14 protein-coding genes and 1 pseudogene are annotated in these 14,638 nt (G+C 37.6%); 6 read left to right on the top strand and 9 right to left on the bottom strand.

What is annotated here, in order from left to right; all coding sequences use genetic code 11:
* Positions 1-58: 58 nt before the first annotated feature.
* The 8 genes from CZ382_RS16405 to CZ382_RS16370 form a co-directional block, all read right to left on the bottom strand.
* Positions 59-1,039 carry a Bug family tripartite tricarboxylate transporter substrate binding protein gene (locus tag CZ382_RS16405; RefSeq protein ID WP_088052291.1) on the bottom strand — a complete coding sequence of 327 codons (981 nt, stop codon included), beginning with the start codon at positions 1,037-1,039 and terminating at the stop codon, positions 59-61.
* 17 nt (positions 1,040-1,056) lie between these two features.
* On the bottom strand, positions 1,057-2,088 hold the full coding sequence (locus CZ382_RS16400) for a PdxA family dehydrogenase (protein ID WP_214613758.1): 1,032 nt from the start codon (positions 2,086-2,088) through the stop codon (positions 1,057-1,059).
* 25 nt (positions 2,089-2,113) lie between these two features.
* On the bottom strand, positions 2,114-3,124 hold the full coding sequence (pdxA, locus tag CZ382_RS16395; RefSeq protein ID WP_088052289.1) for a 4-hydroxythreonine-4-phosphate dehydrogenase PdxA: 1,011 nt from the start codon (positions 3,122-3,124) through the stop codon (positions 2,114-2,116).
* Positions 3,114-4,427: a four-carbon acid sugar kinase family protein gene (locus tag CZ382_RS16390; protein WP_140392745.1), complete on the bottom strand. Its 1,314-nt coding sequence runs from the start codon at positions 4,425-4,427 to the stop codon at positions 3,114-3,116. The genes pdxA and CZ382_RS16390 overlap by 11 nt, the downstream gene beginning before the upstream one ends.
* Before the next feature lie 2 nt (positions 4,428-4,429).
* Positions 4,430-5,194 (bottom strand): DeoR/GlpR family DNA-binding transcription regulator, encoded by a 765-nt coding sequence (locus tag CZ382_RS16385; protein WP_088052287.1) that lies wholly within the window; start codon positions 5,192-5,194, stop codon positions 4,430-4,432.
* 1,373 nt (positions 5,195-6,567) lie between these two features.
* Positions 6,568-6,840 carry a hypothetical protein gene (locus CZ382_RS16380; protein WP_088052286.1) on the bottom strand — a complete coding sequence of 91 codons (273 nt, stop codon included), beginning with the start codon at positions 6,838-6,840 and terminating at the stop codon, positions 6,568-6,570.
* A gap of 12 nt (positions 6,841-6,852) precedes the next feature.
* Positions 6,853-8,550, bottom strand: a complete 1,698-nt coding sequence (locus CZ382_RS16375; protein ID WP_088052285.1) for a T7SS effector LXG polymorphic toxin — start codon at positions 8,548-8,550, stop codon at positions 6,853-6,855.
* A gap of 17 nt (positions 8,551-8,567) precedes the next feature.
* Entirely contained in the window at positions 8,568-8,849 is a 282-nt protein-coding gene (locus tag CZ382_RS16370; protein WP_088052284.1) for a DUF5344 family protein, read from the bottom strand.
* Positions 8,850-9,171: 322 nt separating this feature from the next.
* Here CZ382_RS16370 and CZ382_RS16365 point away from each other — a divergent pair, with 322 nt between their 5' ends.
* Positions 9,172-9,378: a hypothetical protein gene (locus tag CZ382_RS16365; RefSeq protein ID WP_088052283.1), complete on the top strand. Its 207-nt coding sequence runs from the start codon at positions 9,172-9,174 to the stop codon at positions 9,376-9,378.
* Between the two features lie 530 nt (positions 9,379-9,908).
* Here CZ382_RS16365 and CZ382_RS16360 read toward each other — a convergent pair.
* A pseudogene (locus tag CZ382_RS16360) lies at positions 9,909-10,919 on the bottom strand (IS1595 family transposase).
* A gap of 252 nt (positions 10,920-11,171) precedes the next feature.
* Between CZ382_RS16360 and CZ382_RS24310 the strand changes: the two are divergent.
* The 5 genes from CZ382_RS24310 to CZ382_RS16340 all read left to right on the top strand — a co-directional run bounded on the left by CZ382_RS24310 (position 11,172) and on the right by CZ382_RS16340 (position 14,448).
* Entirely contained in the window at positions 11,172-11,312 is a 141-nt protein-coding gene (locus CZ382_RS24310; RefSeq protein ID WP_235000454.1) for a sigma factor, read from the top strand.
* Positions 11,309-11,680: an RNA polymerase sigma factor gene (locus tag CZ382_RS24305; RefSeq protein ID WP_308778335.1), complete on the top strand. Its 372-nt coding sequence runs from the start codon at positions 11,309-11,311 to the stop codon at positions 11,678-11,680. The genes CZ382_RS24310 and CZ382_RS24305 overlap by 4 nt, the downstream gene beginning before the upstream one ends.
* The gene (locus CZ382_RS16350; protein ID WP_088052282.1) at positions 11,673-12,164 is read left to right on the top strand and encodes a hypothetical protein; all 492 of its coding nucleotides are present in this window, start codon (positions 11,673-11,675) and stop codon (positions 12,162-12,164) included. The genes CZ382_RS24305 and CZ382_RS16350 overlap by 8 nt, the downstream gene beginning before the upstream one ends.
* Positions 12,165-12,182: 18 nt before the next feature.
* On the top strand, positions 12,183-12,848 hold the full coding sequence (locus CZ382_RS16345) for a hypothetical protein (RefSeq protein WP_088052281.1): 666 nt from the start codon (positions 12,183-12,185) through the stop codon (positions 12,846-12,848).
* 368 nt (positions 12,849-13,216) lie between these two features.
* Positions 13,217-14,448 (top strand): IS3 family transposase gene (locus CZ382_RS16340; protein ID WP_088049320.1). Its coding sequence is split into 2 segments (ribosomal slippage): positions 13,217-13,487 and positions 13,487-14,448, totalling 1,233 coding nucleotides; the frame shifts between segments, so codons are not numbered across the junction.
* The last annotated feature ends 190 nt before the right edge of the window (positions 14,449-14,638 follow it).

The following is a 14,638-nucleotide window of genomic DNA, read 5'->3' as shown; positions in this document are numbered from 1 at the left end:
TGTATTTCCTCCCTATTAAAGGAGAAGGAGTTTTCCTCCTCCCACCTAATTCATATTACTATTCGATTTCAGCAATGATCTCTTTATACTTTTCAATATCTTTTTCTAGTTTTTTCGTGAAATCTTCAGACCCCATCCAACCATCACGAAGGTCTAGATAAGAATTTTTAGCGTACTCTTGATATTCTTCTGTTTCCATTGCTTTCTTAGCTGATTCTTCTAGTAAATCAACAATTTTTTGTGGGGCATCAGCATGAATCATTAGATAACGTTCAACACCATCTGTTAAGTCCCAACCTTTTTCTACTGTTGTAGGAACATCAGGGAAATCTTCTAACCGTTCTTCCGCAAAGAATACTAGCGGTACAAATTCTCCCTCTTCAATATAAGAAATAGTAGGTCCAACTTCCTCTAGAATAACATCGACATGACCGCCTAGTAGGTCGGAGTGCATGTTACCTGCACCTTCAGCTGGGATATAGTTCATTTCTACACCAGCTTCTTTAATAAATCTACGAGCTGTAATTTCATCAATACCCATTGTGCCTACTGCTGCAATACGAACTTCACCAGGGTTTTCTTCAGCATAAGCAACTAATTCATCAATACTTTCAAAAGTACCTTTTTTAACTTGTAATGCATAGACATCACTTTGAATACGTGCAATTGGTTTTACTTTATCTAAACCGAATTGATTTGTTCCTGCTGCTGTTGTTACCGCATAAGCTGAGTCCCCAACTAATGTGTAGCCATCAGCTTCTTCTTTCATCGCATTTTCCATTGCGATAACACCAGATCCACCTTCCTGGTTAATAATGTTAAAGTTTGCATCTAAATCTTCAGCCATTAAGTTTGTAATGGTACGTACGAAAGTATCTGTACCACCACCAGGTCCATGCCCAACATAAACCTCAATATCACTGTCTGGATAGTTTTCTCCAGATGCTTCATCTGAACCTCCAGCACTGTTGGAACAAGCACTCATAATAATAAGTAATAAAGCTATCATACTAATTAATAATGACTTTTTCTTTAACACATCAATTTCCCCCTTAGTTAAGTTTGTTGCTTTGCTTTCGTTTGATTCGAAGTTGAATTCATTCGCACTACCATCTTAATTGCTTCTTTTGTTGCCCCTTCGTCCGCAATACCTTTTCCAGCTATATCAAATGCAGTGCCATGAGCAGGTGTTGTTAATGTAATTGGTAAACCACCACTCATTGTCACTCCACGATTAAATCCTAATAATTTCATACCTGTTTGAGCTTGATCATGATACATGGCCAGTAAACATTCAAATGGGTCTTTTTCCAAACGCAAGAACAATGTATCAGCTGGGTATGGTCCCTGAACATTTATCCCCTCTTCCTTCATGTCATTAATTGCGGGAATGATAAAATCGATTTCTTCATTACCAAGTAATCCTCCATCACCCGCATGTGGGTTTAAAGCAGATACAACTATTTTTGGATTTTCAATCCCTGCATTTATCAATGTTTTATGGGCAAATCTAATTCGTTCCACAATTTTTTTCTTGGTAATGTTTTCGCTTACATTTCTAAGTGGAATATGAGAGGTTGCTCTAGTTACCCAGAGACCACTCATATAATTTATTTCGCTAAATCCTTCCTTGCAATCAAGTAAATCAGCAAAGAAGTGTAATTCATCTTGGAAATGATGCCCACCTCGGTGTAATGCTTCCTTGTTTAATGGTCCATACATTACACCATCTATCTTTTTATCCTTTGATAGATCCAATAGATATTTTAGCGTTTCTCCCGTCGCTTTACCTGAAACAGGAGAAAGCTTACCAAGCTCATACTTATTTGGATCTAAATTTGCAAGATCGATAAAGTATATAGAACCTTTGTTATTTTCCACTTGATCAACATTATCAATTTCAATTACTTCTAGTTCTACACCCGCAATTGATTTACCTTGTAAAAATACACGCTTATCACCAGCGATAAACCATGTTGCTAAATTACGAATATCAGTATCCTGAAATGATTTTACTATTAATTCTGGCCCAATCCCTGTTGCATCCCCTAAAGTGATACCTATGACAAGGCTTTTATTTCTCATCATCATTACCTCCTTGAAGCATATATATTTATTTACTTTCTACTAAATAGAAAGATTCGCTGTATTTTGCTGCAAGCTTAATGCATTCTTCCATACTTACACTACTTGCAATACCTATTCCTGCAATATCAAAAGCAGTTCCATGATCAACAGATGTTCGTAAGAATGGAAGACCATTTGTAATGGAGATGGTTCTTTCAAAATCAGTCATTTTTGCAGCGATATGACCTTGATCATGGTATAGAGAGAGTACAGCAGCATATTTCCCATTTAATGCATGATGGAATACAGAGTCAGCTGGAACAGGACCCACTGCATTTATCCCAGCCTTTACAGCCGCTTTTATACCAGGTGTCAACTCGTCCATTTCTTCTCTTCCAAAAAGACCACTTTCACCTGCATGTGGATTTAATCCTGCAACAGCGATTACGCGGTCCTTCACTCCTAATCGTTGTAATGATTCATCACAGCGGATTAGATAATCATGAACACGCTCTTTCGTCATTTGACCAATTGCATCCTTTAATGAAACGTGTCTTGTTAAGAAGAAAATTCTCATATCTCTAACCTCAAACATGGTTAGTGGATCCTTTGAATTAGTTAGTTCCTCTAGCATTTCTGTATGACCGATATAAGGAACCTTACCAGCCTTTAAAGATTCTTTATTAATCGGAGTAGTTGCTAGTGCTGACACTTTTCCTTCAAGCGCAAGCTCAACAGATAGTTTGATATATTCAAACGCAGCCTTTCCACAATCAGCATTTACTTCTCCCAATTTCAATGTATCCGCATTGATATTATTTAAGGAGATAACATCAATTGTTCCATATTCAAATTTCGCATCTTCTACATCAGTAATTTCGTTAATCGCTAAGTCTGTATTGGTAATCTTTAAAGCTTTTTTTAAAACACCTGCATTTCCAATTACGATTGGAGAAGATACATCATATATTTCTTGTTTCGCTAGGGCCTTAACTGTAATTTCAGGTCCAATACCAGCGGGATCTCCCATTGGAATTGCAATAATTTTATGACTCATGAAAAGTCCTCCCTTTGTTGTTAATATGCTGTTTTATATATTCCACGCTATCAAAAATAGCGGTGTTCCCTCCAACAAGACCACCTTTTGTTACAATGGCTAGACCATCGAACTTTCCACCCATGATTTCACCAAAGGCCGCTAGTGGCATTACTTCATCGATTAAATTTATCCCTTCTACTTTTGCTGTTCCACAGAAGGAAGCGGTTATATCTCCACCACTAAAAAAGCACCCTTTAATAGATTCATTAGCAAGAATAAGTTGTTTGCTAATCTCAGCTAATCCATTAGTAATTCGTTTTGCTAACCTAACCTCAGATACACCTTCCGTAGAAGCAATTTGTTTAAAATTAACAATTGATTGATTCGGATGATTCGTTGTAACCAAAATAGTAGCGTGGTTCTCCATAACAGCTTTTGCTACCTCAACCACTCTATGAATCTCTTCATCCCAACTAGAGCTGAAGGTTACTAATCTATCTGGGCGAACATAAACAGGAGTTACTTGCGTCTCCTTTATAAAATACTGAAGCTGGTTCTGTATAACAGATGTTACACTCCCAACGGAAACCAGTATTTTGGGTTCATCCTTAGGGTTAGATTGATTTAATTTTCTAACAAAATACTCTGTCAGTGGCCCAGGATCCACCGGAATGAAGCGCTTATCTTTTAAGGTTACCATTGCATTTGCAATCGCCTCGATTTGTTCATCCGTAACAGCATCACAAATGATAAATCTATTACCTTCACTGATAACTTTATTTAGTTGCTCCGCTATGACTGAAGTTCCCAAACTTACTTTCTTTAATTCTATATAACCAACATGATTATCTGTCTGCCTACCTAAAATCGCTGGTAGATAGGAATCAGTTATCGGATGTATTGGGTCTTTCGCTACATCTGTTTCGTGTAATAACACGCCATTCACCAACATATAACCGCCAACTACAACCCTTCTAGAGCTAGGATAGGATGGTACTATGATGGCAACGGAATCGTCCATACTCTCTAATACTGCATCCAGCTCCACACCAATATTCCCCCGAAATGTACTATCAATCCGCTTACATATTATTTCTGCTCCCCAAGCTTGTAATTGAGTTATCGAATGTTGAACTCTATCTTCAGCAATGTTTGGGGAAACATAGCGACTGTCCGTATCCAAACAGATAGCTATACCGGACTCGGGGGTATGGCTTGGTATACGCTCAAAACTAGTGATAGACTTGAAACCTAACTTAGATAATTTAACACCTGTACCGTTGGCACCCGTTAAATCATCAGCAATAACCCCAACTTTCAAGATCAATCTCCCCCTCCAAGTAAAATTTGGGTGCGATTGTCGTATTCTTCAACAATGGAAGAATCAACATTAGCATTTGTGATGATTCCCTCTACTTCTGACAAATCACAAACATTGGAAAATGCTTTTCGATTAAACTTACTATAATCTGCTAAAATCCAAGTTTTTTCTGCTGCATTTAACATCAATTGTTTGATTAATGATTTTTCAAAAGTAGGAGCAGTAACACCACGTTCTAAATCAATTGCATGTGCCCCTAAAAAGAAAAGGTCCGCATGAATAATGCTAAGCATTTTTTGGGTACCTGACCCGTAAAGGGCTCCGACTCCTTGCTGAAGCTCTCCCCCAGTGACAATTACCTTATTAGGGCTTTCTAATAATTCGTTGGCAATTTTAATATCGTTTGTAACGACAGTTAAGTCACTTCTGTCTCTCAACAATTTTGCAAGTTCAAACGTCGTGGTACCTGAATCTAAAATAATTGTTGAATTCTCTCCAATAAGTGACAACGCCTTGTTTGCAACCGCTCTCTTTTCAGCGTTATTTTTAACCTTCTTAGAGGAATATGGAACCTCTTCCGTTATGGAATCAACTGAAATCGCACCACCATGTGTACGAATAGCCTTCCCATTACTTTCTAATTCCTTCAAGTCCCTGCGAATCGTCATCGCAGAAACATTTAATTTCTTGGAGACTTCTTCAATATCTATTTTTTTGTTTACAATAAGTTCTTGTTCTATCCACTTTCTTCTTTCTATAGGTAGCAACTACATCACTCTCTTACTTCTTTATATTTGTTAGCTTTTAACACTTTGTATGTTATATTATGTTCAATTTGTTCGAATATGTCAATATATTTTTTGTTTTTTAATCATTTTTATAAGATTTTATTATTATTTAGTTTGCGTATTTGGATGAAAGCGGAAATAATATAGGCTTGGACAGTGTATTTTTATTTATCCCGACATTTTACATAGTTCACTTTTAACATACGGATGTTAAAAGCAAACAAGCAGTATTTTACCCCCCTGAATTTACAATAAAAAAAGACACCAATCACCTTCGCAAAAAGGCGAATTATTATCTTTATAAAATTGGAGTGCTAGCCCACTGGATCCAATCAGATTTATGAAAGTAGGGAGTATAAGATAAGAATGAAGGTTCCGCGTTTTAAGATAACTGTTCGCGTACCCCAAAATGTCCTTCCAAAAAATTCACCTTCTTTTAAGATTTTCGTGAATACTTAACTTATCTTATAAGTATCATCAAGATATGGAACAACAAAAAATGGTAGCCAATTGGCTGTGCGTCGGCCAAACAACGGGAAGAAGCCGCAACTATCGGAATACGATCATGCAGGTTCCTATCAAAGACATTTATCATCCTCTTCACCGCAAGTACAAGGAGGTGCTCTGTGATGCTAACGTATCCGGACATTCTAACCTAACGTCTACTGGATCAGGGATATCGGTGAACCTCTTTTTTGCATGCCATGAAACAGGCAACTGGAGCAAAATAAAACAACACGGATCTATGCATGGAACAAAAAAGGAATTACAACCCTTGAACAGGCAGAAGCTGACTGCAAGGTATTCGGAACAGTCACAAACGTGGCCCCCGCCATGAGAATACAACAGGCAAGCAATCGTTCCAGACTGGTTTATCGAGCGAAAACACAAGCAAGCACAAAAGGGGAAAGTGAAACAGCCCGAGCAAAAACTTGACCTGGCTGCCGAGGCTAGAGAACGCGAGGAGTTTGAGAAGACTGCTGGGAGAGTTTACGACTAAGCGGAAATAGGCACGATTCACCGTTCCAAAGTCATAAACAAACTAAGTGAGGCCAGGCATATTTCCTCACGTCCCACCAAACATTCCCTTCAATTTTGTGTTTCTGACTTAATCCAAATGCCAAAGTATGAATACGAGCATTTTTCGTTTTGACAATAAAGAATAAGAAAATTCATTTTTAAAATTATTTTATCCTAATCAAAAAAGCCATTGATCCATTGAAAGTGGCAATAGATCACACGGCTTTCTTCACATCATAAATATACTTTATCACTCTAACGCATTAACGTAGTCGGGATTTGACCCCAAAACCATATATCTAACTGTTTAAGTGGGCAGCGTAGAGACAGCATCAATTTAATAACTCTTTATTTAGCCTCTCTGCTTTATGTAATTCTTCCAAAAGTGGATTTTGATAATCACTATAGTAATCCATATAAGCCCTTAGACCACCAATAATATTAATCTCTTTGATGTCATTATTATTATTTAAAATTTCCAGTGCACGCTTATATCTTTTATATATAAGTTGTAACACACCGCTATTTATTTCCTTACAATAATTATTTTCAAGTTTATCTATTACCACTTTTATTTGCTTGGTTAACTGCTCTTTCTTATCCATTATTACATCCTCCTACCTACTCGGAACTTCTCTAATTTCTTTTATCCATTCTGATGGCCATTCCTGTGGTAATAGTATTTGATCGCCATCTCCGTCTAGTAATGTTCCTGTTTTGGTATATTGCTTTTCAACCCTACCTATGTTTAAAACCTCACCCTTTGGAACTTCTATTACAGCTTCATACTGTCTAGTATTTCCCCAATCAGGAACCAACGCAGTATTTATTTTTGCGTTTATTCTATTACCAGCTGAACTAGTAGTTACAAATGCCCCATTAGCTCTTGCTCCACCACCAAAAGATCTATAAAAAGTAATGTTTTCTTTTGTTACGACAGTTCTATACACACTGTCAGTAAATGACTCACTTATCCAATAAGGTAAATCCTCTTTTTCAATTACTTTTACTTTGTCATCAATATTAGTAGAATATTTACCAAATTTACCATTATCTGTCCGCTTAATCCCTCTTATATTCCTCTCGTTTCCCTGCAAAACCTCTGCTTGCAAAATCAACTGATCCTTCAAATAATTCCCATCCACCACATTATAAGGAACCCTAGATCCCCCAGCCAGCTGATACTGTGGTGCATAAGGTAAAAACCGCGACAAATCGATATTTTCCACGGCTGCCGCAGCCTTTTTTGCCCCCGTCTTAGTCGTCGCCACCCCAGTCTTCGTAACAGTCCCCGCACCTTTTGTACCAAACACAGCTGTAGCAACAGTACCTAACGCATACGTAACCCAATGCGAACGACTCTCAGCATCACCATTGATCATATCACGTTCAAAGGATTCGGCTATGGCATTCCCGATATATTTGCCTGTTTCAACAGGGTGAATCACCATAGTCGCCGTTGAATCCACCGTTTCAACCGGGTGAATGATGGTATTTCCTATCCCAACTAACGTGTCCTTTCCTACATCATAGACTCCAATCGCCGCACCTTTACTAGTGTTGACTATCCCTTTCCCGAGCTCAACGGCGCCATCCACTATTTTTGTCCATAAACTGGTTTCTTCCTTTTCCTCTATAACCGGCTCCCCATACACTTCTTTTAAAATCGTGGGAAGGGAAGGCAACTTTAATGCCGTCAATGCATTAAACGTGGTAATGGAATAATCAGAAGCAAACGTACGTGACATCTCGTTTATGTATTGATTCAACAGCGTCAGATCTTCCCCCACTTTCGTTAAGGACTTCGTCTGTTCGTAGTCCAGATTATACAGCTGCTCGATATTATTCTTCACTTTCTTTTTTCCTTTTTGGACCATGGAGCTAAATTCCTCCATGTCAAGCTTGGGTAAAGAGACAAGATCCGAAACACTGGCCATTATCCCATTGGCTTCATCAACTAAATCAGCCGCTACCCGTTCTGCTTTATCCAATCCATTTTGAACATCGACCTCCAGAAATTCCTCTCTGACCAACCCCTGTTCATTTGGTTCATAGGATTGAACAGCCTGCTGCAGCTTTTCTAATGTTTGCCTGTAATGGGTTAACGACTGGTACAAAAAGATCAAAAAGGGAGCATGAATGCCTTCATAAAAGGAACGGATCGACTCGCCTGTCCTACCTCTTAAATAGTTTTCTAAATCAATAATACCCCTGACGCCTTTTTGCATTTCGGTTATTTTGGCTTGAACATGGCTGATTTCCTTTAGTGTCGCATTGATTCCTTCATGCAAACTTGCAGAATCTAAAGTCTTCATTACACCCCCCTCCTCAGCTATTTATTAAACGTCATGTAGTCAGCTAGAATCAGATCCGTTTCGATTAGCGACTCCACAGAACCTTCCGTTGTTCTTAAATGGTGAAGCAGCAATAACTGATAAGAATTAATCAGGGATGAATAGGCATGATTTAATTGATTTAGCTGGCCCAAAAGATCCAGTTGATTTTCTCCTTCGATCTTTTCTGGAAAAGCAGATTCAAAGTTTTGCGCAGCTCCTTCCAGTGCAGAAATAGCTTGCTTGATCGGGTTTTGTTCAATTTTTATTTCCGTAGACATGTAATCCCCCCTCTTTTTCGATTCATACAGGCTAACAACGACCATTCATTCTTTATTTTCACTATCAATAACTTCCACCCTTTTGTCAATGATACGAAATACCTAGTTTGCTATTCGCTTTTTCCAGGCTTTTACCTGATGTATAATAGTAATTGACAGCGACTTGCTTGAACTCCGTGTCGAATTGCTTCCTATTTTTGTCATGTGATGATTCCTCCCAGTAGAGCAAACCAGAAATCCTTTCCAGTTTGATTATTTCATATCATAGCGTGAATCTTGTTAGAATGGAATTAATATGAAATATATCCATTTGGTGGGGTGAATGGCATGTCTATCAATCTTTCAAGACGCGAACAGAATATATTGCATCATTGGAAAAAATGGTCAACGCATCCAATATCGGATGAAATTAAGAGCAGCAATCATCTGTCAATTAGCTCATGAAAATAAAACAGTGCATCAAGTTGCCGAAAATCTGGGCATGACGGTTAAAGCCGTTGAACGCTCGTCATTTACACCCTCCATTTGATATATCACGATTTAAAAAGAGGGTATACAATAAAGGCTGTTTTCTCAAATATTGTTGTTTTTGAGATATATTTTTAATAATTTGATTTTCTGATAGAATAGGATTATGACATATCAAATAGAATAAAGAAATATGTCAGTTAAAGGAGTGGTTCTATTGAATAAGAAGGCATTTCATATCTACAACATCATTTTTTTGTTATTATTATTGTCATTTAACGCAATAGCCTTATTTGGGCTGGAATGAGTGAAGGTGGAGTATATTCCTATATGTGGCTCGCAACGGGGCTTTCGTTTGCCATTTGGGGTATCTTATATATTGTTCAATTTGTACGCCCGAACAAGACTTAGCGAATTTCTTGGTTTCTCGTAATGGTAATTTTTTTATTTTTTGGGAAACAGGTCTTGGTACAAAGGTTGGTCTAATGATTGTTGGTTAGAAACAAGAAATATTATGATAGAGTCTAAACAACTTGTGAATACCTTAAAAGAACAGACTAAGGAAGAGTCACTAACCTTGTGGCTATTTTTTTATGCACTTCTAAACATTTGTACAGTCTTGTAATTTGATTTCTGACACGCTAAAATAAGCATTTGCTCCACTCGTTTGTCAAATGCCAGTCCTTCCCAAATTCAAGCCAACGGAACCAATAAAGGTAGTTTGTCTAAGTATTTAGTAGCCACACCTTGAAATCGCTCCATCCAACCTTTTAGGCGACTATGAGAGTTTTTAACGTGTTGAATATGATAGATGCCCTTCTTTACACGTTGCTTTTGACGCTCATTAACTGTTTCGTGCAGCAGCAATTCTTTACGTTTTGTAAACTTCTTGTAGTTCGTTGCTGTGTTTGTACATAACAAAGCAGACGGGTGAATATACTCACCTATCACAGTATCAATTTCTTCCGCTTTTACACGTCCTGTTCCTGCTTTTCGAACGATTAGATTTCCGTTGCGGTCTTGTGCTACTACGACAGCAATTTTAGAGTTAGAATGCCCCTTTTCTTGTCTTTTTCTCCACGTTTCTTGGGCTTTCTATCGGTGACTTCACTACCTTTTAAAGACTCACGAAAGAAGGTTTCGTCACTCTCAACGATACCTTGTAGTTGACTAAATCCAAGACTACCTAATACGTTCAAGATTTTGTGTCTCCAATAAAATGCGGTGGATATGCGTATTTGAAGGCGTTTAGCAATTTTGAGCAGGGTATAGCCCTCTACCATTAGTTCGATGTATTTTACCCATTTTTCAGGGTAACGTGAGCCTGAAAACGGAGTGTTGGTCATATCATTGAAAGTCTTATTGCAATCCTTACAAAGATAGCGTTGCCTTGAACGGTATTTACCACTACGTTTTACAGACATACTGCCACAATGAACACAAAGCCATACCAGAAGCAAACCGAGCCTAACGAATGGTGTTAAGTATTTTTGTGATTTTATCTGGTTCTTCTGGAAATAAATCTTCTTTCATAGCATTAAACAATGCTAACTGCTCTGGTTTAGTTAAATCACTAAAATCTTCATATACATTTTTCCACACCCTGAACGCCTCTTGAACGTTATTATATTAACCTTCTACGAGTATGGTCAAGAAAGCAACAATTAATGCGAAAACAGCCACAATAAAAAGAAAACCTTCCATACATATAAGCCTTCTGATACTGGTTTTTAATTTATAACCCTGATAGTATACTCTAAAATACCGAGGTTTTTTAAAAAAGTAATTTACGTACAACTTTCCCTTTTAAAAAATCGTCCTCTGTAATGAGAACGTTATTAAGGAGTTCTTACGTTGGCCAAATTGAGACCCTTTCAGTATGTAGAACGTATTTATGAAGATCATTACCACCACGATTTAAGACGGTATTTAACAAAGATGACCTACAGCCAGGAAGAAGCAGATGATATTATTCAGGAGCTTTTCACGAAATAATAACCAAACCCAGTATTATCAAGGATGTTCGTTCCATTAAAGGATGGCTAAAAGTAGCGGCACGAAATACCCTTATAGACAGATACAAAAAGAATAGACCTAGCTTATTAAAAGAAGGGGACATTATAGAAGACTTGTTAATCAATAATTATTCACCTGAAGATCAAATAATCATAGATGCGCAGCTGGGTTCTATACTTGCTACTCTGTCTAAAACGGATAAATCTATCATTCTTACTAAAGAATATTATGGTTATGATTATAAAGAAATAAGTGAAATGTTAAATCTGAGTATTTCTACAATCAAATCGCGCGTGTTTCGGGTTAAGAAAAGGTTGATAAAAGCGAGGAATGATTTAGATGAATGAGTATGAAAAGAAAATTCATAAACTATGTAAGGAATTAATTCCAGTTTTTGATGATTTAGATACAGAGACACAAGAAATAATCAACGAGCATATCCACTGTTGTCCTGAATGTGACAACATGCTCGATAAGAGAGATTTTTTTAATACAACTATTGAGAACACGGAAAACAACGAGAGTGAGGACATTGATATTAAGCCCCTCAAGAAATTAGTCCATATAAATATAGGCATACGGCTTCTGTTGTTCTTAATGAGGATATTGGTGCTTTTCGTTATATCTTTTGATAGTTTACGTTTCCACGACTTTGGAGACGCGTTAGCCATACAGACTTTTCAGTTTGGAGCCTTTTTGTTTTATTTACCAACAGCCATTTTTCTGCTAGTTTTCACATGGACGTTCTTAAATAAAAAATGGATCATCTATTCATTAATAGTAGACTTAGTGATTTTACTAGCCATTTGGCAACTTCCATTATTACATTAGTTTTAAGGAGGGGATTGGGTGTATTTAATACTTGCGGGTGGATTGTTTTTAGGTTTTTTGGTTTTTGGCTTCTTCTTTATCCTTTCAAAATTTAAAGAGCAGTATTATTTGGCCCCACTGCTGACATTTATTACAGCTTTAATCATTGGTTTTTATAGTTTTTTCTTTGTAAGAGGGTTTGAAGGAATGGGTTATGTATTCCTAGCAGGGGGCATCTTTCTAATCAGTGTATTGGGAACGATGGCATTGCCATTATTGACTAAATCGTCTAAACTCACAAAGGTTTCTATTTGGGATAAAATCGGTCTATTCGTATTATCGGTGCTCTTTTTCACCACCATATTCGTTGTGAATCTAAAGGATGATGATTATTGGATTATTGATGAAGGGCACACCGTTGTTAATGATGACACCTATACTCATTATCGTGTTTCAACAATCTCAGAAGGAAACAAAGAAATTTATTTAAAACTTGGCGAAGAATATATCGGTAAGAAAATTGAAGTTGAGGAAATTAATCAAAACGAAAGCACAGAAGTTGTTTTGAATGTGGTTGAGGATGAAAACAACCCTAACAAGTCCCCGTTTATTTATATAGGACTCGATGAGATCAAAGAACCTTTAACCGTTAGTACGACAGAAGGGAAAGAATTTAAGTCAGCTCTTGAGATAATTAATGAATAGCAGAAATATATATATATTAAAAACCCCCGCTTAGGGGGTTTTTGTTAGCAAGAACAGCTGTCTTTTCTTGGGAACCAACAGCACTTTGAAACAGCGCAAGACTTCAGTCTGCAATCACACCAGCAATCATTTGTGCCGTATATGGCCCAACCGTTATCGCGCTGTAAGCAACACTGATCGTAAGGGTTTCGAACCGGTGTCAACTTTTCCACTTCCTGTTCCTCACTTTCCATAGACTACTTAAAGTATATAGAAAGTGTGTTATTTAAGATAAACTGTTGAGTCTTATTCTCATAAGCCCCTAAATGAACTTGGACACTAAGAGTGGAATGTATTATACTACTTAATGTGTTAGGGAGGCTTACAACATGAAACGCACAAGACATTCAAAAGAATTTAAAATACAGGTTATCAAAGAAGCAATGGAAACAGGAAAAACATCTGTTGTTGCACGCCGTTATGATTTAAATGCCAACATGGTGACACGGTGGGTGCGAGAGTACAAGGACGGCAAGTACGGAGATGTTGATGTGACAACTATTCCAGATCTTGATTCCAAGCAGCTTGCCAATGAGAATGACCATTTGAAAAAAATATTGGGTGAAAAGGATCTCGAAATCGCCGTTTTACGGGATCTTGTAAAAAAGCAGGACCCTCACTTGCTGAAAAAATTAAAGTAGCCGATAAATGGATCCAAAAAGGATATGCCATCAAATTGGTATTGAAAATCGTAAATGTTCCTCGTTCCACATACTATTACCAAAAGAATTACCGTGTGGAAGAGAGGCAAGTGAGTGAGGGCCGTCCAGCACCAGGCTACTCCATCAATGAGGACGGAAAGAAAGTATCCGACGAACAAATCAAAGAATTCTTGTTAGAACTTATATCTGGCGAGTGTAATGGTTATGGTTATCGCAAATTAACCCTGGCCCTACGCCGCGATCAATATAAACTAAAAATCAATAAAAAGAAGGTATACCGCCTTTGTAAGGAGCTAGATATTTTAAAACCACAAAGAAGGAAAAAAATCTCGCATCCTAGGAAACTGGCAAGAAATCGCGTTATTACTGAATCTAATCAGCTCTGGGAGGCAGATATTAAATACGGCTATGTCCACGGTGAAGACCGATTTCTCTTTGTTTTTTCCATTATCGATGTATGTGACAGATCTATCATCAATTATCATATAGGACTGCATTGTACTGCAGTTGATACTGTGCAGATATTAAATCGGGCCTTATTGAAACGACAGTTATTTGAAGCGCAAGAAAAGCCTGTCGTACGTACAGATAACGGACCACAATTCATTTCAAATACATTTGAAGATCATTGTGAGGGTCTAAATGTGGAACATGAGCGTATACCGCCTAAGACGCCAAATATGAATGCCCATATTGAATCATTCCATCGCATCATGGAGGACGATTGTATGTCCCGATTTGAATTTGAAACCTATGGAGAGGCGTATGAAGCAATTACAAATTTCATGGACTTTTACAACAATCGGCGCATTCATTCTAGTATTCGTGACTTAGCACCTAATGAGTTCTACAAGTTACAAAAAGGCAAGAAGGCAGACATAAAGGAAATACGGGTTTAATCCCCCTTCCATTTTTCTTCCTTTTGTCCACGCCTTGAAACCAGCCAATCCTGGAATGGAATCAAGGGCGAAGCGTAGCGAGGGCAAAGCCTTTACCCTTGATGGAATGGAAGCATTGGCTATAATCTCAGGCGGACAAAAGAAGAAGATAAACTGGAGAAAATAACGTAATTTTAAGGAAAAGCTAGTT

Origin of the sequence: Virgibacillus dakarensis, from assembly GCF_900155625.1 — a bacterium.
Classification (GTDB): domain Bacteria; phylum Bacillota; class Bacilli; order Bacillales; family Amphibacillaceae; genus Lentibacillus_C; species Lentibacillus_C populi.
The sequence above is the reverse complement of the archived record's forward strand: the minus strand, read 5'-3'. Positions and strand labels throughout refer to the sequence as shown.